The sequence below is a fragment of the Burkholderia sp. SRS-25 genome, from assembly GCF_004343765.1.
Lineage (GTDB): Bacteria > Pseudomonadota > Gammaproteobacteria > Burkholderiales > Burkholderiaceae > Burkholderia > Burkholderia contaminans.
Map to the genome: position 1 here is coordinate 55,261 of NZ_PTXM01000023.1, position 19,488 is coordinate 74,748.

17 protein-coding genes and 1 pseudogene are annotated in these 19,488 nt (G+C 68.9%); 6 read left to right on the plus strand and 12 right to left on the minus strand.

What is annotated here, in order from left to right; translation table 11 throughout:
- Position 1: 1 nt before the first annotated feature.
- The 7 genes from C5O79_RS29620 to gtdA form a co-directional block, all read right to left on the minus strand.
- Positions 2-436 carry a YeeE/YedE family protein gene (locus C5O79_RS29620; RefSeq protein ID WP_047850140.1) on the minus strand — a complete coding sequence of 145 codons (435 nt, stop codon included), beginning with the start codon at positions 434-436 and terminating at the stop codon, positions 2-4.
- The gene (locus C5O79_RS29625; protein ID WP_046547588.1) at positions 426-776 is read right to left on the minus strand and encodes a metalloregulator ArsR/SmtB family transcription factor; all 351 of its coding nucleotides are present in this window, start codon (positions 774-776) and stop codon (positions 426-428) included. The genes C5O79_RS29620 and C5O79_RS29625 overlap by 11 nt, the downstream gene beginning before the upstream one ends.
- Positions 777-872: 96 nt before the next feature.
- Entirely contained in the window at positions 873-2,234 is a 1,362-nt protein-coding gene (locus C5O79_RS29630) for an aromatic acid/H+ symport family MFS transporter (RefSeq protein ID WP_131931989.1), read from the minus strand.
- Between the two features lie 80 nt (positions 2,235-2,314).
- Positions 2,315-3,523 carry a 3-hydroxybenzoate 6-monooxygenase gene (locus C5O79_RS29635; protein WP_131931991.1) on the minus strand — a complete coding sequence of 403 codons (1,209 nt, stop codon included), beginning with the start codon at positions 3,521-3,523 and terminating at the stop codon, positions 2,315-2,317.
- Positions 3,524-3,542: 19 nt separating this feature from the next.
- A complete protein-coding gene (gene maiA / locus C5O79_RS29640) occupies positions 3,543-4,184 on the minus strand; it encodes a maleylacetoacetate isomerase (protein ID WP_124616433.1) in 642 nt (213 codons plus the stop codon).
- 25 nt (positions 4,185-4,209) lie between these two features.
- Positions 4,210-4,908: a fumarylacetoacetate hydrolase family protein gene (locus tag C5O79_RS29645; protein ID WP_131931993.1), complete on the minus strand. Its 699-nt coding sequence runs from the start codon at positions 4,906-4,908 to the stop codon at positions 4,210-4,212.
- Between the two features lie 96 nt (positions 4,909-5,004).
- Entirely contained in the window at positions 5,005-6,048 is a 1,044-nt protein-coding gene (gene gtdA, locus C5O79_RS29650; RefSeq protein WP_047850145.1) for a gentisate 1,2-dioxygenase, read from the minus strand.
- Between the two features lie 164 nt (positions 6,049-6,212).
- On the opposite strand from gtdA, the gene C5O79_RS29655 reads away from it, so the two are divergent.
- Positions 6,213-7,157 carry a LysR substrate-binding domain-containing protein gene (locus C5O79_RS29655; RefSeq protein ID WP_131931995.1) on the plus strand — a complete coding sequence of 315 codons (945 nt, stop codon included), beginning with the start codon at positions 6,213-6,215 and terminating at the stop codon, positions 7,155-7,157.
- Between the two features lie 53 nt (positions 7,158-7,210).
- On the opposite strand, the gene C5O79_RS29660 is transcribed toward C5O79_RS29655, so the two are convergent.
- The 4 genes from C5O79_RS29660 to C5O79_RS29675 all read right to left on the minus strand — a co-directional run bounded on the left by C5O79_RS29660 (position 7,211) and on the right by C5O79_RS29675 (position 10,845).
- On the minus strand, positions 7,211-8,479 hold the full coding sequence (locus C5O79_RS29660) for an FAD/NAD(P)-binding oxidoreductase (protein ID WP_131931997.1): 1,269 nt from the start codon (positions 8,477-8,479) through the stop codon (positions 7,211-7,213).
- Positions 8,476-8,709, minus strand: coding sequence for a 2Fe-2S iron-sulfur cluster-binding protein (locus C5O79_RS29665; protein ID WP_012338331.1), 234 nt, complete (start codon positions 8,707-8,709; stop codon positions 8,476-8,478). The genes C5O79_RS29660 and C5O79_RS29665 overlap by 4 nt, the downstream gene beginning before the upstream one ends.
- 79 nt (positions 8,710-8,788) lie before the next feature.
- A complete protein-coding gene (locus C5O79_RS29670) occupies positions 8,789-9,916 on the minus strand; it encodes an FAD-dependent oxidoreductase (RefSeq protein ID WP_131931999.1) in 1,128 nt (375 codons plus the stop codon).
- The gene (locus C5O79_RS29675) at positions 9,913-10,845 is read right to left on the minus strand and encodes a 4-hydroxyproline epimerase (protein ID WP_131932019.1); all 933 of its coding nucleotides are present in this window, start codon (positions 10,843-10,845) and stop codon (positions 9,913-9,915) included. The genes C5O79_RS29670 and C5O79_RS29675 overlap by 4 nt, the downstream gene beginning before the upstream one ends.
- 251 nt (positions 10,846-11,096) lie before the next feature.
- On the opposite strand from C5O79_RS29675, the gene C5O79_RS29680 reads away from it, so the two are divergent.
- From C5O79_RS29680 to ilvD, 5 genes are all read left to right on the plus strand, one after another.
- Positions 11,097-12,017: a dihydrodipicolinate synthase family protein gene (locus tag C5O79_RS29680; RefSeq protein WP_006484863.1), complete on the plus strand. Its 921-nt coding sequence runs from the start codon at positions 11,097-11,099 to the stop codon at positions 12,015-12,017.
- A gap of 233 nt (positions 12,018-12,250) precedes the next feature.
- On the plus strand, positions 12,251-13,876 hold the full coding sequence (locus tag C5O79_RS29690) for an APC family permease (RefSeq protein ID WP_124494554.1): 1,626 nt from the start codon (positions 12,251-12,253) through the stop codon (positions 13,874-13,876).
- A 75-nt stretch (positions 13,877-13,951) separates the two neighbouring features.
- A complete protein-coding gene (locus tag C5O79_RS29695; RefSeq protein ID WP_131932001.1) occupies positions 13,952-15,544 on the plus strand; it encodes an aldehyde dehydrogenase (NADP(+)) in 1,593 nt (530 codons plus the stop codon).
- Positions 15,537-16,559 carry an Ldh family oxidoreductase gene (locus C5O79_RS29700; RefSeq protein WP_046547581.1) on the plus strand — a complete coding sequence of 341 codons (1,023 nt, stop codon included), beginning with the start codon at positions 15,537-15,539 and terminating at the stop codon, positions 16,557-16,559. Before C5O79_RS29695 ends, C5O79_RS29700 begins: the two co-directional genes overlap by 8 nt.
- A gap of 349 nt (positions 16,560-16,908) precedes the next feature.
- Positions 16,909-18,768 (plus strand): dihydroxy-acid dehydratase, encoded by a 1,860-nt coding sequence (gene ilvD, locus C5O79_RS29705; RefSeq protein ID WP_039357091.1) that lies wholly within the window; start codon positions 16,909-16,911, stop codon positions 18,766-18,768.
- A 161-nt stretch (positions 18,769-18,929) separates the two neighbouring features.
- Here ilvD and C5O79_RS29710 read toward each other — a convergent pair.
- Positions 18,930-19,466, minus strand: a pseudogene (locus C5O79_RS29710) (SH3 domain-containing protein); the annotation flags it as partial.
- Between the last annotated feature and the right edge of the window lie 22 nt (positions 19,467-19,488).

Here is a 19,488-nt window from a genome sequence, read left to right on the forward strand (position 1 = left end):
GTCAGCCTCCCAGCACGTGCCGTCGCACGAAGACGGTCACGAACCCTGCGACCATGAAGACCACCGTCGCGACCACCGAGCGCAGCGCCCCGCGCGACATCCCGCACACGCCGTGGCCGCTCGTGCAGCCGCCTGCATAGCGCGTGCCGACGCCGACCAGCAGCCCGGCCGCCATCAATTCGAACCACCCTGCGTCGACCTGCGGCGTCAGGCGGCTCCCGGCGACCTGCATCACGAGCGGTGCGGCGATCAGCCCGGCGACGAATGCGGCGCGCCAGTTGCGCTCGCCCGCGCGTGCCGTGAGCAGACCGCCGACGATGCCGCTGATGCCGGCAATCCGGCCGTTGAATGCGACGAGCCACGCGGCCGCGAGCCCGATCAGCACGCCGCCGGCCAGCGACAGCCACGGCGTGAAATGAAGCGCATCAAGCTGCATCGCGCCGCCCCTTCGCGGCCGGGCCGCAGAATTGTTCGTACAACACGCCCATCACCGCGATCGCGGCCGGGCTGTCGAGCGAATAGTGGATGTTCTTGCCGTCGCGGCGCGTGCGAACGAGCGCGTTGTCCCGCAACACGCCGAGCTGTTGCGACAGGGTCGGCTGGCGGATATCCAGCGCTGTCTCGAGATCGCTGACGCATCGCTCGCCCTGAGACAGTTCGCAAAGCAGCAGCAGCCGGTCGGGATTCGACAGCACCTTGAGCAGCGCGCAGGCCGATTCGGCGGCCGCGCGCATCTGGTCGGGTTCCGGCAACCCGGTGGAAAGATCGTCGTTCATCGGCGCGGGAAGACAATTAAAGAGTCAATATTATATCACTCAGTGTAATGAAATCCCATGCCGCTTGCCGACAGGCGGCCTTGCCCCCTCCTTCGCTCAGGCCTGCTCGCCCGCCATCGCCTTCGCGGCAGTCACGCGCGTCGACTCGGCACGGACCACGCCGAGCGCCAGCACCGCCATCCCCGCGATCACGCACGGCGCCGCGACGACGGCAAACGCAGTCGACAACGGCACGCCCATCGCCAGCATCGCGCCACCCGCCATCGATCCGACGACCGAGCCGCCACGGCCGATCCCGTTCGCCCAACTCACGCCGGTGGTGCGGCACTCGGTCGGATAGAACGCAGCCGACAGTGCGTTCGCGCCAACCTGAGACCCCGACACGCAGAAGCCGGCCGCGAACACGGCGAGCGCGGCGCCCCACGGCGACGCGGCAAGCGCGCCGATCGCGGCGACGAATACGCCGGCCGCCGTATAGCTGCAGGCCAGTACGCGATGCGGATCGAAACGGTCCATCAGCCCGCCGAGGACGATCGCGCCGAGCGTGCCGCCGATCTGGAACATCGCGGTCACGCGCGCGGCCGTCTGCAGCGTCGCGCCGGTCGTGCGCAGCAGCGTCGGCAGCCAGCTCGACAGCAGGTAGATCACGAGCAGGCTCATGAAGAACGCGAGCCACAGCAGCAGCGTGCCGCGCAGCAGGTCGGCGCTGAACAGACGGCCGAGCGGCGATCCGGCCGGCTTGCCGGCAGGCGCGATGAACGACGCGTTCAGAAGATGGGGATCCGGCGCGATACGACCGAGCATCGCCGCGATCCGTTCGCGCGCCGCGCCGGTGTTGACGAGATAGCGCACCGACTCCGGCAGCCGCCACGCGAGCACCGGCAGCAGCAACAACGGCGCGGCCCCGCCGACGATGAGCACCGACCGCCAGCCGTGATGCTCGATCAACGACGCAGCCGCGAGCCCACCGAGTGCGGAACCGATCGTGAAGCCGCAGAACATCGTCGTCACCAGCAGCGAACGGCGTCGCGCCGGGCAGTATTCAGACGTCAGCGTGATCGCATTGGGCATCGCGCCGCCAAGCCCGAGCCCGGTCACGAAGCGCCACGCGATCAGCTCGGTCAGGCCGCCCGCGCTCGCCGACGCGGCGCTCGCGATGCCGAAGCACGCCACGCACGCGAGCAGCAGCCGCTTGCGGCCGAACCGGTCGCCGAACGGCCCGAACACGAGCGCACCGGCCATCAGCCCGGCGAGCCCCGCGCCGAACACCGGCGCGAGCTGCGCGGGCGACAGGCCCCATTCCGCACGGATGACGGGGGCGATGAACCCGATCGATGCGGTATCGAATCCGTCGATCGCGACGATCAGAAAGCACAGAACGACGATCGCGGCCTGAAACGGCGCCACGCGATGCCGGTCGATCCATTCGCTGACGTCGATGGACAGCGTATCGGCCATGATGATGTCTCCTCCAGGAAGGCGGTCGCGCGTCGTGTCGTTGAAATGCGCGCCGCCGGAATCGGGCTAACCGTGCCGCCTCAAGCGACGGAATTCAGGCAATCCTCCGCGCGCCAGCCGTGCAGCCAGTCGAGCGCGTCGTAGAACTGCGCCTGCGTGCGGCCGACCCAGAGCCCGTTGCGCACCTGCCGCTCGACGCCCTTCGCGTGATAGATCCGCCCCATCTCGCGCGCCGAATACAGCACGCGCGCGGTGCGCGGAATCCGCGCACGCTCGTACAGCGCGAACGCTGCCTCGAAATTGCCGTCGGTCCGTGCCACGGCCGCGCCGAGCGTCACCGCGTCCTCGAGCGCCTGGCACGCGCCCTGCGCGATGTATTGCGTCATCGGATGCGCGGCGTCGCCGAGCACCGTCGCACGGCCTTCGCTCCAGCGTTCGACCGGATCGCGATCGGCGGTCGCCCAGCGCTTCCACGACGTCGGCCGGTCGAGCATCTGCTTCGGCAGCGGATGGACGCCGTCGAAGTACGACAGCACTTCCTCCTTGCTGCCCTCGCGCACGCCCCAGGTTTCCTGCTCGCGGCTGTGGAACGTGACGACGAGGTTGTACTGCCGCCCGCCGCGCAGCGGATAGTGGACGAGATGGCAATGCGGGCCGGCCCATACCACCGGCGCATTGATCTGCAGGTCCTTCGGCATGTTCTCGACGTCGACCACCGCGCGATACACGACGTGGCCCGTCACGCGATGCGCGTCGCCGATCAGCGCGTGGCGGATCGCGGATTTCACGCCATCGCAGCCGATCACCGCATCCGCGCGATAACGCTCGCCGTGCTGGTCGGTCACGGTCACGCCGTTGCCGTCCTGCTCGAAGCCGCACACCTGCGTGCTCGTCCGGAATTCGATCAGCGGATGATCCTTGACCGCCTCGTAGATCGACAGGTGAATGTCCGCTCGATGAATCACCGCATACGGATTGCCGAAGCGCTCGCGGTATGCGACGCCCGTATCGACGCGCGCCACCTCGCGCGCATCGACCGCATCCATCAGTTGCAGCCAGTCGGTGAACACCGCCCGGCTGCGCGCAGCCTCGCCGACGCCCAGCGCGTCGAGCGCGTTGAATGCGTTCGCCGCGAGCTGGATCCCCGCGCCGATCTCGCCGATCCGATCTGCCTGTTCGAGCAGCTTCACGCGGATGCCCTGGCGCGCGAGCGCGAGCGCCGTCGCGAGCCCGCCGATGCCCCCGCCGATCACCAGCACGCGCCGGCCGTTGTGTTTTGTCTCGCCCATGTCTGTCTCCTGCTTCGTGTTACGCGACGAAATCCGGTTGCCGCTGCGGCTGCGCCGCGTCGAACGCCGGCTCGTGCCGCGCGTGTTCATAAACCGCGAGGCTGCGCGGATACGCGCTCAGGTCGCAATCCATCCGCAACGCGTTCGCGACCTGCGGCACGAGGCATACGTCGGCGAGCGTCGGCGTGTCGCCGAAGCACCACGGGCCCTCCGCGGCACGCGCGAGCAGCCGCTCGACGCCGGCCATCCCTTCCGCGATCCAGTGCCGGTACCACGCGGTCTTCTGCTGCGGCGCGACCTTCAGTTCGCTGTCGAGATAGCGCAGCACGCGCAGGTTGTTGAGCGGATGGATGTCGCATGCGATCAGCGTCGCGAGCTCCAGCACGCGGGCACGATGGCGCAGTTCGAGCGGAATCAGTCGAGGCGCCGGCTGGATCTGGTCGAGGTAATCGAGGATCGCGAGCGACTGCCCGAGACGGAAATCCCCATCGACCAGCGCCGGCACCGCGGCCGACGGGTTCACGTTCGCGACGTACGCCGCCTCGCGATGCTCGCCGGTGCGGATGTTGACCGGCAGCGTGTCGTAAGGCAGCCCTTTCAGCGCGAGCGCGATGCGCACCCGGTAGGATGTCGAACTATTGAAGAAGCTATGCAGTTGCACGATGTCGCCTTTCGAGGAAGATGCGTCAGACCACGCGAACGGTCAGTTCACCGAGCCGTTCGAAGCCGACCTTCATCACGTCGCCCGCGACCACCGCGCCGACGCCTTCGGGTGTGCCCGTGAAGATCACGTCGCCCGGTTCGAGGCGGAAGAACTTCGACAGGTCGGCCACCGTTTCCGCGACCGACCAGATCAGGTGCGACACGTCGCTCTTCTGCTTCGTCGCGTCATTGACGGTCAGCCACAGGCCGCCCTGCTCGAAGTGACCGACGTCGCTCGCCGGATGCACGGGCCCGATCGGCGCGGAGCGGTCGAATGCCTTGCCGATCTCCCACGGCCGGCCCATCTCGCGCATCTTCATCTGCAGGTCGCGGCGCGTCATGTCGAGGCCGACCGCATAGCCCCACACGTGTTCGAGCGCACGCTCGAGCGGAATGTCCGAGCCGCCCTTGCCGATCACCGCGACGAGCTCGGCTTCGTAGTGATAGTTCTGCGTCTGCGACGGATACGCGAGATCGAGCGTGTCGCCGTACGCGACCGGCACGATCGAATCGGCGGGCTTGCAGAAGAAGAACGGCGGCTCGCGATCGGGATCGAAGCCCATTTCACGTGCATGGGCCGCGTAGTTGCGGCCGACGCAATAGACGCGACGTACCGCGAACTGCGCGTCGCTGCCGGCGACGGGGAGCGCCACGGGCGCTTCGGGCGGGAAAACGAAAGTCATGAATGGCTCCAGCGTGAATACGAATAAAGGAGTGCGCCACGGCGACGGCGCGCGGAAAACGGAAAACGGGAAACGAAGCGTCGAAGCCGGCCGGCGTCAGTCGCGCGCTTCGCGCAGCAGGTTCAGCGCGGACAGCACGGGCCGGTCGGAATAGCTGAACAGCACGCTGTCGGACGACGCAGACAGCCGCACGGGCGCCCACGACGGCGCGACGAAGATGTCGTGCGGCTCGAATTCGAAGGCGTTGCCGCCGATATGCGCGGTACCGCTGCCTTCGACGACGCAGTAGATCGTCGCGTCGGTGCTGCGGTACGTGCGGCCGTCGAAACCGGCAGGCAGGAACTGCATGAAGGTGGCGATCGTCGGCATCGGCCAGCCGCCCGTCGCGGGGTTGACGTAGCGCAGCTTCACGCCGTCCCACGCGTCGAGCTCGCCGTTCCGGTACAGCGCGTCGAGCGCCTCGCGGGTGCGTGCATACGGATAGCTGAAGATCGGCGACGTCGGATCGCTCACGCGGTGCCGCACCGGCACCATGTTGTGACCGAAGCGCGCGAAGCTGTCGCCTTCCGCGCGATTCACGGGCTGCACGGCTTCCGGGTAGTTCTCCGCGAAGCCTGCGTCGAGGTTCGCGAGCAACGGGATGTCGAGCCCGTCGAGCCACACGACCGGCTCGCCGCCCGCTTCCTCCGCCGGGTTGCCGTGGTCGTGCCATGCCCACGACGGCGTGATGATGAAGTCGCCCGGATGCATCGTCGTGCGCTCGCCGTTCACGGCCGTCCACGCGCCGCGCCCTTCGACGATGAAGCGCAGCGCCGACTGCGTATGCCGGTGGCTCGGCGCGATCTCGCCCGGCAGGATCAGCTGCAGCCCCGCGTACAGGGTCGGCGTCATGCTCGACTTGCCGGGCAGCCCGGGGTTTTCCAGCACCAGCACGCGGCGCACGGCCTCTTCCGCACTGATCACGCTGCCGGCCTGCATCACGAGGTCGCGCACCTGCGCGTACTTCCAGATTGCGGCCTGCGCGGCCGGCTGCGGGGATTTCGGCACGAGGTTGTGCAGCGATTCCCACAGCGGCGCCAGGCGTTGCTCGGCGATCCGTGCGTAGTAGGCGGCGCGCGACGCGTCCGGGTAGGTCGTCATGATGTCTCCTTGCAGTCGGCCGATCGGCGTCGGCGCTATGTCGGGGCGAGGACCACGAAACAGTCCGTCAGCTGATTTATATTCGACCCAGACATACCCGGTAAAATGGTCAAATCATCTGATCCATATGTTTTCGGATATACCTACACGCGACGAGGCATGCGATGGACTGGACCCACCGGCTGCGACTGCGGCATCTGCAGGTACTGTTGAGCCTTGCCGGCACCGGCAATCTGAGCCAGTCGGCGGTTGCGCTCGCGACCACGCAGCCCGCGCTGTCGAAATGGCTGAAGGAACTGGAAGAGGATGTCGGGCTGCCGCTGTTCGAGCGGCATGCGCGCGGCCTGCGGCCGACACCGTACGGCGAAGCGCTGATCGAGCATGCACGCCGTGTCGAAGCGCAGCTCGACGTCGCGCGCGACGACATGGCCGCGCTGCGGGAAGGCGGCAGCGGCCTCGTGACGATCGGCACGTCGGGCGTGGCCGCGGCCGATACGGTGCCGCTCGCGGTGTCGCAGTTGCTGAAGCGGATGCCGCGCGCGCAGGTGCGGCTCACCGAAAGCACGATGAACCAGCTGATGCCGCAACTCGCCCGCAGCGAACTGGATATCGTCGTGGGCCGCTCGGGGTCGACATCCGTCGATCCGCTGCTGCATGCCGAAGCGTTGTATGTCGATCCGGTCGTGTTCGTCGCGCGGCCCGGCCATGCGCTCGCCGGTGCGACGTCGGTCGGCTGGAACGACGTGCTCGCCTACTCGTGGATCGTGTGGCCGTCGGGCACACCCGTGCACAATGCGCTGGAGGCCGCGCTGTCGGCCGCCGGCCGCGTGCGGCCGCCGCACTGCGTCGAATCGAATTCGTCGATCCTCAACCTCACGCTGCTGAACAATACCGATCTGCTCGGCGTGGCATCGCACCGCGCTGCGCAACGCTTCGAGCAATTGAACGCGATCCGGATCCTGCCGATGCGGCTCGAAGGCCAGGGCGCGGTGTCGATGTACTGGCACCCCGACAGTGCGAATCGCGCGGCCGTGGCCGCGACGATCGAGTGCCTGCGCGCCTGTGCGGCACCGCAGGTCGGCGGATGGCAAAAAGCAGAGGTGGACTGAAAGTGGCGCGGCCCGGCGTCAACCGGGCCGCGTTGCAGTGACGACGCAAAGCATCACGCGCCGTCGCAGGATGCGGTACCGTCCAGCATCAGCGTGCCGACCCGCGCGGGCACGAGCGGCGTGCGCGGCACCGGCGGGGTCCAGCCGAACAGCGCCTGCGCGGCTGCGCCGCACACGCGGCCCTGACACGCGCCCATCCCGCAGCGGGACTGCAGTTTCGCGGCCGTCCAGCCCGGCGCTTGCGCGACGGCATCGAAACGCACGTCCTCGCAACGGCACAGCAACGTGTCGGCCCGCGCGAGCCGGCGGATCGGCTCGCGGATCGCAAAGCGCTCGCGTACGGCATCGGCAAACACCTGCCAGTGCGCCCGCTGCGCGACGAGCGCAGCCAGCGGCGCCGTCTGCCCCGTCGCCGCCAAACCGGCGATTTCGCCTTCGACCATCGCCAGTTCGCTGCCGCCGACGCCCGTACACTCGCCCGCCGCGAAAACCCCGTCACGGCTCGTCCGCTGGTGCACATCGACCGCCACCGCACCGTTGTCGATCCGGCAGCCGAGATGGCTCGGCAACACGGTGTTCGGCACGAGGCCGAAGCCGCACGCGAGCCGGTCGCAGTCGACGTCGAACTCGCGATCGCCCTGACGAATCCGCACGCGTTCGAGCCGCGTGTCGCCGAACGCTTCGACGACATGCGCATCGGGCCGATAGGCGGCGGTGACGAGCTTCGCGGCCTGCGCGAGCTTCGACGGCCAGCGCCACAGCCCCGCCCCGAAACGGGCCACGTCGCCCCATGCGGCCTGTTCGAGCACGTGCGACACGCGTGCGCCGGCCTGACGGGCCGTCGCCGCGCTCGCCAGCAGCAGCGGCCCGCTGCCCGCGATCACCGTGCGCTGCCCGCGCACGTCGAGGCCGTACTTGATCAACGCCTGCAAGCCGCCCGCACCGGTGACACCCGGCAGCGTCCAGCCTGGGAACGGCAGCAGCAGCTCGCGCGCGCCGCAGCAGAGAATCAGCGTGCGGAAGTCGAGCAGCAGCCCGCGTTCGTCGTCCTCGAGCAGCAGCGTGCCCGGCTGCGTTTCGGCGACGATGCGCGTCGCCGCGAGATGCGTGACGTTCGGCTGCCGCAACACCGCGAGCCGCTCGGCGGCGGCCGACGGCGGCGCAGCCGCTGCGCGTTGCCGCCAGATCTGCCCGCCCGCGCGCGGGTTGTCGTCGACGATCGCAACCGTCGCACCGCCGCGCGCGGCGGCCCGTGCGGCCGACAGCCCGGCCGGCCCCGCGCCGACGATCGCGACGTCGACGCTCAGTCGTTCCTGTTTCATCGCGTGCGCTCCACCTGCATCCCGTCGCGGCACAGCGTCTGGCAGGCCAGCCGGCGGCGACCGTCGATCGTCATCCTGCACTCCTGGCAGATGCCCATCCCGCAAAACGGCGCACGCGCCGCACCCGTGCACGACACGCGCGTCGTGTCGTCGCCGCTCGCCGCGACGGCGGCGGCGACGGTCGCGCCGTCGGCCACCGTCAGCGCGCGGCCGTCAAGATGAATGATCATGACGGCCTCCGCAGGGCCGCCCCAAGGAGGCTGACCACCCCCGCGGGGAGCAGCGAACGAAGTGAGCGTGGGGGTCGTTTCATGTCAGCGCTCCGGCTACGAGGGACGCGCTCAGGAAGCGTCCCGGCAAATAAGGTTCGATATCGATGGGCGGCCGTTCGCCGGCCATCAGCGCAGCGACGAGCCGCGCGCTGCCCGGCGCGGTCGTCACGCCGAGCCCTTCGTGCCCGACGGCGAGCCACACGCCCGGCCGCGCCGGATGCTCGCCGAGCAGCGGCAGCCCGTCGGGGCTCGCGGAACGGAACCCCGTCCATGCGCGAATGCCGTTCAGGTCGGCCAGGCCCGGCAGATAACCCACCGCGCGGCGCAGCATGCGCGCGAGCACGGGCGGGTCGACTTGCGCGTCCTCGGTGTCGAACTGGCGCGACGAACCGATCAGCAACTGGCCGGTCGGCCGCGGCTGCACGTTGAACGCGACCGACGTGCCGTCGCTCGCATGCGCGCTCGCGGCGTAACCCAGCTCGACGAGCTGGTGCGACACCTGGCCCGGATAGCGGTCGGTAATCAGCAGATGGCCCTTTTTCGGGCGCAGCGGCAGCTCGGGCAGCAGCGTGCGCGCGGCAACGCCGTTCGCGACCACCACCCGCTCCGCGCACAGCGTGTCACCACTCGCGAGCGTCACGCTCAGGCCATCGACCGCGACGGCCCGGTCGCGCCGCAACGTGATGCGCGGTGCGCGCTGCAGCAGCCAGTTCGCGGTGACGGGCGCATAGAGGATCGCGTCGCCGGGAATCTTCAGTGCACCGCCCAGGCCCGTGCGCAGCATCGGCTCCAGTCGAGCGAGCGTCGCCGCGTCGATCAGTTCGCCCGCCACGCCATGCGCGGCCAGCGCCGCCTGCTTCGCGCGCGCCAGATCCATTTCGTGCTCATCGGCGGCGAGCCACAGCGTGCCGCAGTTGCGGTACGCGCACCCTTCGGGCATCTCGCCGCTCAGCGCGCGCCACAGTTCGATCGAGTAATGGCTAAGCGCGAGTTCGGCCGCGTTGTCGTCCATCGCGACGAGGTGCCCCATGCCCGCGCCGGTTGCCCCGCCGCTCGCGTCGTCGACGACGAGCACGCTCAACCCGCGCTGCGCGAGTTCGTGCGCGCACGCCGCGCCGACGATGCCGGCGCCGATCACGACGACATCCGTCTTCGTGTCGCTCACTGCGCAATACCCCAGCCGAATGGATCGTCTTCCTCGATCAGCAACGTCGCTTCCGCGCTCAGGTGCGCGCTGCCGCGGATCGTCGGCACGATGCCGCCGTCGGCCTGCTCATAGCTCGCCTGGAACACGCTGCCGATCACGCTCGCCTGCCGCCATACGGCGCCCGGCGCGAGCTTGCCGTCGGCCGCGAGGCATGCGAGCTTCGCGCTCGTGCCGGTGCCGCACGGCGAACGGTCGTACGCGAGGCCCGGGCACAGTACGAAGCTGCGGCTGTCGTGCTCCGGATCGTCGGCGAACAGCTCGATATGGTCGATCTCGCCGCCGTTCGCGCCGGTGATGCCCGCGCGTTCGAGCCCTTCGCGCACGGCCGACGCATACGCGGTGAGCGCCGCGACGTTGTCGCCGGCAACGTGCTGCCCGTGGTCGCTGATCAGGAAGAACCAGTTGCCGCCCCACGCGATGTCGCCCTTCACGGGGCCGTAACCCGGCACGTCGAGCGCGACGCCCTTCGCGTGGCGATACGCGGGCACGTTGCGCACGCTGACCGACAGGTCGTCGTGCAGCGTCGCCTCGACGGTGCCCACGGGCGTTTCGATCCGGTGCACGCCGGGCGCGATGCGCCCCATATGGTGCAGCGTGCGCACGACGCCGATCGTGCCGTGCCCGCACATCCCGAGATAGCCGCTATTGTTGAAGAAGATCACGCCGGCCGCCGCGTCGGGCGACACGGGTTCGCACAGCAGCGCGCCGACCAGCACGTCGCTGCCGCGCGGTTCGAGAATGCAGGCGGTGCGGTAGCGGTCGTGCTCGCGCGCGAGCACGTCGCGGCGCTCGGCCATCGTGCCGCTGCCGAGCGCGGGGAAACCGGACACGACGAGCCGAGTGGGTTCGCCGCCCGTATGCGAATCGATGATCTGGATGCGCTTCATCATGAGCCGTCCGAGGTGGGGAAAGGAGCACAGCTTCCTCCGTCGCGCGTCCGCCCGCTTGTGGCTTTTCGATGAGGACGACGACGAAATCGGCATAGTGCGCGGCGCCCTTCCCGCGCCGTCCGGCCGCTGTGCCGATTTCGTCATTTTGCTCCGCGATACGACTCAAGCGTGATGGGCGTTTGCGCGGCGATACTGGTTGCCACACCGACACCTGTCGGCCGACCGATACAAACACGTAGGAGATTGAAGTGAGCCGAAACGCCATTCAGTGGACCGGGGTTTTCCCGGCCGTCAGCACCCAGTTCAAGCCGGACTTTTCCCTCGACATCGACGCCACGCACCGCGTGGTGAAGAACCTGGTGAACGACGGCGTATCGGGCCTCGTGGTCTGCGGCACGGTCGGCGAGAACACGTCGCTGTCGACGAGCGAGAAGCTCCAGGTGATCGAAGCCGCACGTGATGCGGCCGGCGGCAAGATTCCGGTGATCGCCGGCATCGCCGAATTCACGACCGAATTCGCGCGCAACACGGTGCGTGAAGCACAGCGTGTCGGTGTCGACGGCGTGATGGTGATGCCCGCGCTGGTCTACTCGGCGAAGCCGCACGAAACCGCCGCACACTTCCGCGCAGTCGCAACCAGCACCGACCTGCCGGTGATGGTCTACAACAATCCGCCGATCTACAAGAACGACGTGACGCCCGACGTGCTGATCGCGCTGCAGGATTGCGAGAACATCGTCTGCTTCAAGGATTCGTCGGGCGATACGCGCCGCTTCATCGACCTGCGTAACGCGGTAGGCGATCGCTTCGTGCTGTTCGCGGGCCTCGACGACGTCGTGGTCGAGAGCATTGCCGTCGGCGCCGAAGGCTGGGTGTCGGGCATGTCGAACGCGTTCCCGAAGGAAGGCGAGACGCTGTTCCGCCTCGCGAAGCAGAAGCGTTTCGACGAAGCGCTCGCGCTGTATCGCTGGTTCATGCCGCTGCTGCACCTCGACGCACGCCCCGACCTCGTGCAGTGCATCAAGCTGTGCGAAGAGCTGGTCGGCCGCGGCAGCGCGATCACGCGTCCGCCACGCCTCGCGCTGCAGGGCGACACGCTCGCGGAAGTGAAGGCCATCGTCGCGAAGGCGCTCGAAACGCGCCCGGCGCTGCCCGACGTCGGTCTCTGATCGACTCCCCCTGCGGCGGCGCGCGGGCTTTCCCCTTGCGCGCCGCCGTCTCCGGTCCGGCATGGCCTGCGGGCCCCGTTCATACCGGCGCCCGCCCGCGCCGCGCGTGAACGCCCCGCAGCCCGCCCCGGTCGATCGAACCGGGCGACGCCGGCCGACAGGCTAGCGCCGCTGCTCCGTCGGAGCGCGGCGCACCTCGAGCCTGTGCCGATATTCCTCCAGGAGACACGCCCATGCCAGGCCAAGGCAACGCTCACCCGTCTGTCCCGCTTTCCCGTTCCGCGCACCCCGACGCGGGTCACGGCAAGTTCAAGAAACAGCTGTCGCTGACCGATCTCACGTTCATCGGTCTCGGCGCCATTTTCGGTTCGGGGTGGCTGTTCGCCGCGAGTCACGTGTCGACGATCGCGGGCCCGGCCGGCATCTTCTCGTGGCTGCTCGGCGGCTTCGCGGTGCTGCTGCTCGGCATCGTCTACTGCGAACTCGGCGCCGCGCTGCCGCGCGCGGGCGGCGTGGTCCGCTACCCGGTGTTCTCGCACGGCCCGCTGCTCGGTTACCTGATGGGCTTCATCACGCTGATCGCCTTTTCGAGCCTGATCGCGATCGAAGTCGTCGCCGCGCGCCAGTATGCGGCCGCGTGGTTTCCGGGCCTGACCGTCGAAGGATCGAGCGACCCGACCACGCTCGGCTGGCTCGTGCAGGCCGCGCTGCTGTGCTTCTTCTTTTACCTGAACTATTCGAGCGTGAAGACGTTCGCGAAGGCGAACAACATCATCAGCATCTTCAAGTTCATCGTGCCGCTGGCGGTGATCGCGGTGCTGTTCACGTTCTTCAAACCCGCGAACCTGACGATCCAGGGCTTCGCGCCGTTCGGCACGCCGGGCATCGAGATGGCCGTGTCCGCGGGCGGCATCATCTTCGCGTACCTCGGGCTCACGCCGATCGTGTCGGTCGCGAGCGAAGTGCGCAATCCGCAGCGAACGATCCCGATCGCGCTGATCCTGTCGATCCTGCTGTCCACGCTGATCTACGTGCTGCTGCAGCTCGCGTTCATCGGCAGCATCCCTACGCAAATGCTCGCCGCCGGCTGGCACGATGTGAGCAAGGCGTTCTCGCTGCCGTACCGCGACATCGCGCTGGCGCTCGGTGTCGGCTGGCTCGCGGTGATGGTCGTCGCCGACGCGATGATCTCGCCGAGCGGCTGCGGCAACATCTACATGAACGCGACGCCGCGCGTCGTCTACGGCTGGGCCAAGACTGGCACGTTCTTCAAGGTGTTCACGCGCGTCGACGAAGCATCGGGCATTCCGCGCGCGGGCCTGTGGCTCACGTTCGGGCTCGCGATCTTCTGGACGCTGCCGTTCCCGTCGTGGGAAGCGCTGATCAACATCGTGTCGGCCGCGCTGGTGCTGAGCTATGCGGTCGCGCCCGTATCGGTCGCCGCGCTGCGCCGCACCGCACCCGACCTGCCCCGGCCGTTCCGCGCGAGCGCGTTCGGCATCACCGGCCCCGCGTCGTTCGTGATCGCCGCGCTGATCGTCTACTGGTCGGGCTGGAGCACGGTGTCCTGGCTGCTCGGCCTGCAGATCGTGATGTTCGTGATCTATCTCGCGTGCCGCCGCTGGGTGCCGACCGCGCATCTGAGCCTCGCCGAGCAGGTGCGCTCGTCCGCGTGGCTGATCGCGTTCTATGCCGCGATGATCGCGCTGTCGTACCTCGGCGGCTTCGGCGGCACGGGCCAGCTCGCGCATCCGTACGACACGGTCGTCGTCGCGGCCGTTGCGCTCGTCATCTACTACTGGGGAGCGAACACCGGCGTGCGCGCCGACAAGCTGCAACTCGACGACGACGAGGACTGACACGTCCGCGCCCTTTCCCATGATCCCTTCGGCCGGGCGCCCCACGCCCGGCTCCTGCTTTTTCCGAGGAAAACCATGCAACTTACAGGTCATCTCCTGATCGGCCAGTCCGCCGTCGCCGGACAGAACGGCACCCTCCACGCGATCGCCGCCGCCACCGGCGAACGGCTCGAACCCGCCTTCGGCGGCGCGAGCCTGCACGACCTGGAGACGGCCTGCGCGCTCGCCGACGACGCCTTCGACACGTATCGCGAAACGTCGCTTGAAGCCCGCGCCGCGTTTCTCGACGCAATCGGCCGCCACATCATGGCGCTCGGCGACGAACTGATCGAGCGCTGCGTCATCGAAACGGGCCTGCCGCGCGCCCGCATCGAAGGCGAGCGTGGCCGCACGGTCGGCCAGCTCGCGCTGTTCGCGTCGCTCGTGCGCGACGGCGGTTTTCTCGACGCGCGGATCGATCCGGCGCGCCCCGAGCGCAAGCCGCTGCCGCGCGTCGACCTGCGCCTGCGCAACGTCGCGGTCGGGCCCGTGGCCGTGTTCGGTGCGTCGAACTTTCCGCTCGCGTTCTCGGTCGCCGGCGGCGATACCGCCTCGGCGCTCGCGGCCGGCTGCCCGGTGATCGTCAAGGCGCATTCGGCGCACCCTGGCACGTCGGCGCTCGTCGGCCGCGCGATCCAGCAGGCCGCGCGTGAAAGCGGGATGCCGGCCGGCGTGTTCTCGCTGCTGTTCGACGCGTCGCGCGAGATCGGCCAGACGCTGGTCGCCGATCCGCGCATCAAGGCGGTCGGCTTCACCGGCTCGCGTCGCGGCGGCGTCGCACTGATGCACATCGCCGCCGCCCGCCCCGAGCCGATTCCGGTCTATGCGGAAATGAGCTCGATCAATCCCGTGCTGCTGTTTCCCGCCGCGCTCGACGCGCGCCACGATGCGATCGCGCCGCAGTTCGTCGCGTCGCTCACGCTCGGCGCCGGGCAGTTCTGCACGAATCCGGGCCTCGTGCTCGCCGTCGACGGGCCCGCGCTGCGCGCGTTCGAGGAAGCGGCCGCCGCTGCGGTGCGTGCCGCGCCCGCGCAAACGATGCTGACGCCGCACATCCATGCCAGCTACGAACAGGGCGTCGCGGCGCTTCGCGGTCACGCTGCCGTCGAGCTGCTCGCGCAAGGCGCCGAAGGCAATCGCCTGCAGGCCCGCGCGGCGCTGCTGGCGACCTCGGCCGAGGCGTTCATCACGCACCCCGAATTGCGCGACGAAGTGTTCGGCCCCGCTTCGCTGATCGTGCGCTGCCCGGACGCCGACACGCTGCATCGCGTGCTGAAGTCGCTCGAGGGCCAGTTGACGATCGCCGCGCACCTTGCCGACGGCGACGCGCCGCTGTTCGCCGCGCTGCGCCCGCTGCTCGAGCGCAAGGCCGGCCGCATTCTCGTCAACGGCTTCGGCACGGGCGTCGAGGTCGGCCATGCGATGGTGCATGGCGGCCCGTTTCCGGCGACGTCCGACACGCGCACGACCTCCGTCGGCGCGCGCGCGATCGAGCGCTTCCTGCGTCCCGTGTCGTATCAGGACCTGCCGGACGCGCTGCTGCCGGAAGCGATCCGCAGCGGCAATCCGCTGAACGTGCCGCAACGTATCGACGGCGTGCCCGCGCCGCGGGAGGCGAACCATGTCTGAGCCGATCGCCGAAATCGTCCTGTCGCTCGACGAAGTCCACGCGCTCGCGCTGCGCGTGCTGACGCACAACGGGATGTCCAATGCGCATGCGCGGGCCATCGCCAACGTGATCACGCAGGGCCAGCGCGACGAATGCCATTCGCACGGCGTGTACCGGCTGCTCGTATGCGTGCGTTCGCTGAAGAAGGGCAAGGTCGATCCGCAAGCCGTGCCGACGCTGCGCCGGCTGTCGTCGTCGATCGTCTCGGTCGACGCACATCGCGGCTTTTCGCTGCTGAGCTTCGAGACAGGGCTGCCGGTGCTCGTCGAGATGGCCACGCAGCACGGCATCGCCGCGATGACGATCAACCACTGCTACCACTTCTCCGCGCTGTGGCCCGAGGTCGAGGCGATCGCGGCCGAAGGGCTGGTCGGCATCGCGATGAACCCGAGCCACAGCTGGGTCGCGCCGGAAGGCGGCCGCGAGCCGGTGTTCGGCACGAACCCGATCGCGTTCGCGTGGCCGCGCCCGGGCGGCGTGCCGTTCGTGTTCGATTTCGCGACGAGCGCGATCGCGCGCGGCGACATCGAGCTGCACGCGAAGCAAGGCAAGGCGATCCCGCCGGAATGGGCCATCGATGCCGACGGCCGGCCGACCACCGATCCGAAAGCCGCGCTGCAGGGCGCGATGCGCACATTCGGCGGCCACAAGGGTTCGGCGCTCGCGGCGATGGTCGAACTGCTCGGCGGTGCGCTGATCGGCGACATGACGAGCCGGGAATCGATGGACTTCGACGAAGGCGTCGGGGCGACGCCGTGCCACGGCGAGCTCGTGATCGCGTTCGACCCGAAGGTGTTCCTCGGCGACGATCTCGACACGGGGCTCGCGCGCGGCGAACGGATGTTCGAATCGATCGTCGCGCAGGGTGCGCGGCTGCCGTCGCAACGCCGCTTCGACGCCCGCGCGCGCAGCATCGCGAACGGCGTGCGGATCCCGAAGGCGCTGTACGACGAGATCCTGACGCTGCTCGACTGACGCGCGATCGAGCGGCACGGCTTCGTCGTCGGCAAGACGGGCGATGAAGCCGCTGCCGGGCTCCGCTGGCGATGGCCGGCTTCCGGCTTCGCGTGTTCCCGCCATTTCGTCTTCGCGCCGCGCTTTGTTCGCTTTGCTCGGTTCTTTCGGCTCGTGCGCCCACGCGCTGCCCGCCGCGCCCCACCCGCGCCGGTCGGCCTTGCCCGCCGGCGCCGCCCGCCCGGCGGCTGTGGGATAATCACGGAGTTTGCCCAAGGCGCAGCTCAAGAGGTTGTTCGCACGGGCGCGAGAGAGGCCTTTATTCCCCGTGCCTCCACCCTTTTCCCGCGATATTTCTTCAGCAACGACCATGCCCACTTACCGTTCCAAAACCTCCACCGCCGGCCGCAACATGGCAGGTGCGCGCTCGCTCTGGCGCGCCACCGGCATGAAAGACGACGATTTCTCGAAGCCGATCATCGCGGTCGTCAACTCGTTCACCCAGTTCGTACCCGGGCACGTGCACCTGAAGGATCTCGGCCAGCTCGTCGCGCGCGAGATCGAGGCTGCCGGCGGCGTCGCGAAGGAATTCAACACGATCGCGGTCGACGACGGCATCGCGATGGGCCATGACGGCATGCTGTATTCGCTGCCGAGCCGCGACATCATCGCCGACTCGGTCGAATACATGGTGAACGCGCACTGCGCGGACGCGATGGTCTGCATCTCGAACTGCGACAAGATCACGCCGGGGATGCTGATGGCCGCGATGCGCCTCAACATCCCGGTGATCTTCGTGTCGGGCGGCCCGATGGAAGCGGGCAAGACGCGCCTTGCGAACCCGGTCACCAAGGCCATCGAAGTGAAGAAGCTCGACCTCGTCGACGCGATGGTGATCGCGGTCGACCCGTCGTATTCCGACGCGGAAGTCGCCGAAGTCGAGCGCTCGGCCTGCCCGACCTGCGGTTCGTGCTCGGGCATGTTCACCGCGAACTCGATGAACTGCCTGACCGAAGCGCTCGGCCTGTCGCTGCCCGGCAACGGCACGGTGGTGGCCACGCACGCCGACCGCGAGCAACTGTTCAAGCGCGCCGGCCGTCGCATCGTCGAACTCACCCGCCAGCACTACGAGCAGGACGACGAACGCGTGCTGCCGCGCTCGGTGGGCTTCAAGGCGTTCGAGAACGCAATGACGCTCGACATCGCGATGGGCGGCTCGACCAACACGATCCTGCACCTGCTGGCGATCGCGCAGGAAGCCGGCATCGACTTCACGATGAAGGACATCGACCGACTGTCGCGCGTCGTGCCGCAGCTGTGCAAGGTCGCGCCGAACACGAACAAGTACCACATCGAGGACGTGCACCGCGCAGGCGGCATCATGGCGATCCTCGGCGAGCTCGACCGCGCCGGCAAGCTGCACACCGACGTGCCGACCGTGCATACGCCGACGCTGAAGGACGCTCTCGACCAGTGGGACATCGTCCGCACGCAGGACGACGCAGTCCGCACGTTCTACCAGGCCGGCCCGGCCGGCATCCCGACGCAGGTCGCGTTCAGCCAGAACACGCGCTGGCCGAGCCTCGACCTCGATCGCGCCGAAGGCTGCATCCGCTCGTACGAGCATGCGTTCTCGAAGGAAGGCGGCCTCGCCGTGCTGACGGGCAATATCGCGCTCGACGGCTGCGTGGTGAAGACGGCCGGCGTCGACGAGAGCATCCTCGTGTTCGAAGGCACGGCTCACGTAACCGAATCGCAGGATGAGGCAGTCGAAAACATCCTGAACGACAAGGTCAAGGCCGGCGACGTGGTGATCGTGCGCTACGAAGGCCCGAAGGGCGGCCCCGGCATGCAGGAAATGCTCTACCCGACCAGCTACATCAAGTCGAAGGGCCTCGGCAAGGCCTGCGCGCTGCTGACGGACGGCCGCTTCTCGGGCGGCACGTCGGGCCTGTCGATCGGCCACTGCTCGCCGGAAGCGGCAGCGGGCGGTGCGATCGGCCTCGTGCGCGACGGCGACAAGATCCGCATCGACATCCCGAACCGCACGATCGACGTGCTGGTGTCGGACGAGGAACTGGCGCGCCGCCGCGAAGAGCAGAACGCCAAGGGCTGGAAGCCGGCGCAGCCGCGTCCGCGCAAGGTGTCCGCTGCGCTGAAGGCCTACGCGAAGCTGGTCATGTCCGCCGACAAGGGTGCCGTGCGCGACCTGTCGCTGCTCGACGACTGACAGGGGTAGCCCGACCGGCTGCCGGCAACGCGCAGCCGGTCGGGCCGCGGGCCGTACGACCGCCCGCTCGCCCACCCAGAAGCCGCTCTCCGGAGCGGCTTTTTTTCGTCCGGCGCCGGTAGAAAGCGCCGGCATCGTCAGTGACGGAATTCTTCCGGACCGCCGCCGCGTGCAGCGGACGGCCGCGCGTCATGCACGGGCGGCGGGCCGCCCGGTGCGGCCTGCGGCGGCCCGCCCGGTTGCGGGCGCCCCTGCCCCGGCGGCCTGCCGCCCGGCCCGAGCCGCGGTTCCGCGCGGTGCTCCCACCGATCGCGGTCATGGAACCACGGCCGGTGACGATAGTAGCGATCCCAGTACGCGCCGATCGCGAACCCCGTGATCGGCACGCCGATGATCGCGCCATATTCGAGCAGCGGCGCGTAACCGCCCTGGTACGGATAGTCGATCAGTTGCGCGTCGATCCAGCCGCGCACGCCCGGCAGCGCGACGTCGCACCACGTGTAGTCGCTCAGGCAGCCGAACACGTCCAGCGCGGTGCCCGGCGGAATCTGCGCGACCACCGGATAGTCGGGCGCCGGCCCGGCGAACAGCTCGGCCGGCGAGTTCGTGTAGCCGGTGCTCTGCGCCTGCGCAATGCCCGGCGCGGCCGCCGCGCCGAGCAAGGCGACGCACAGGCCGCGAACGATCGTATTCCTCATGCTCATGATGCTCTCCCGCGCG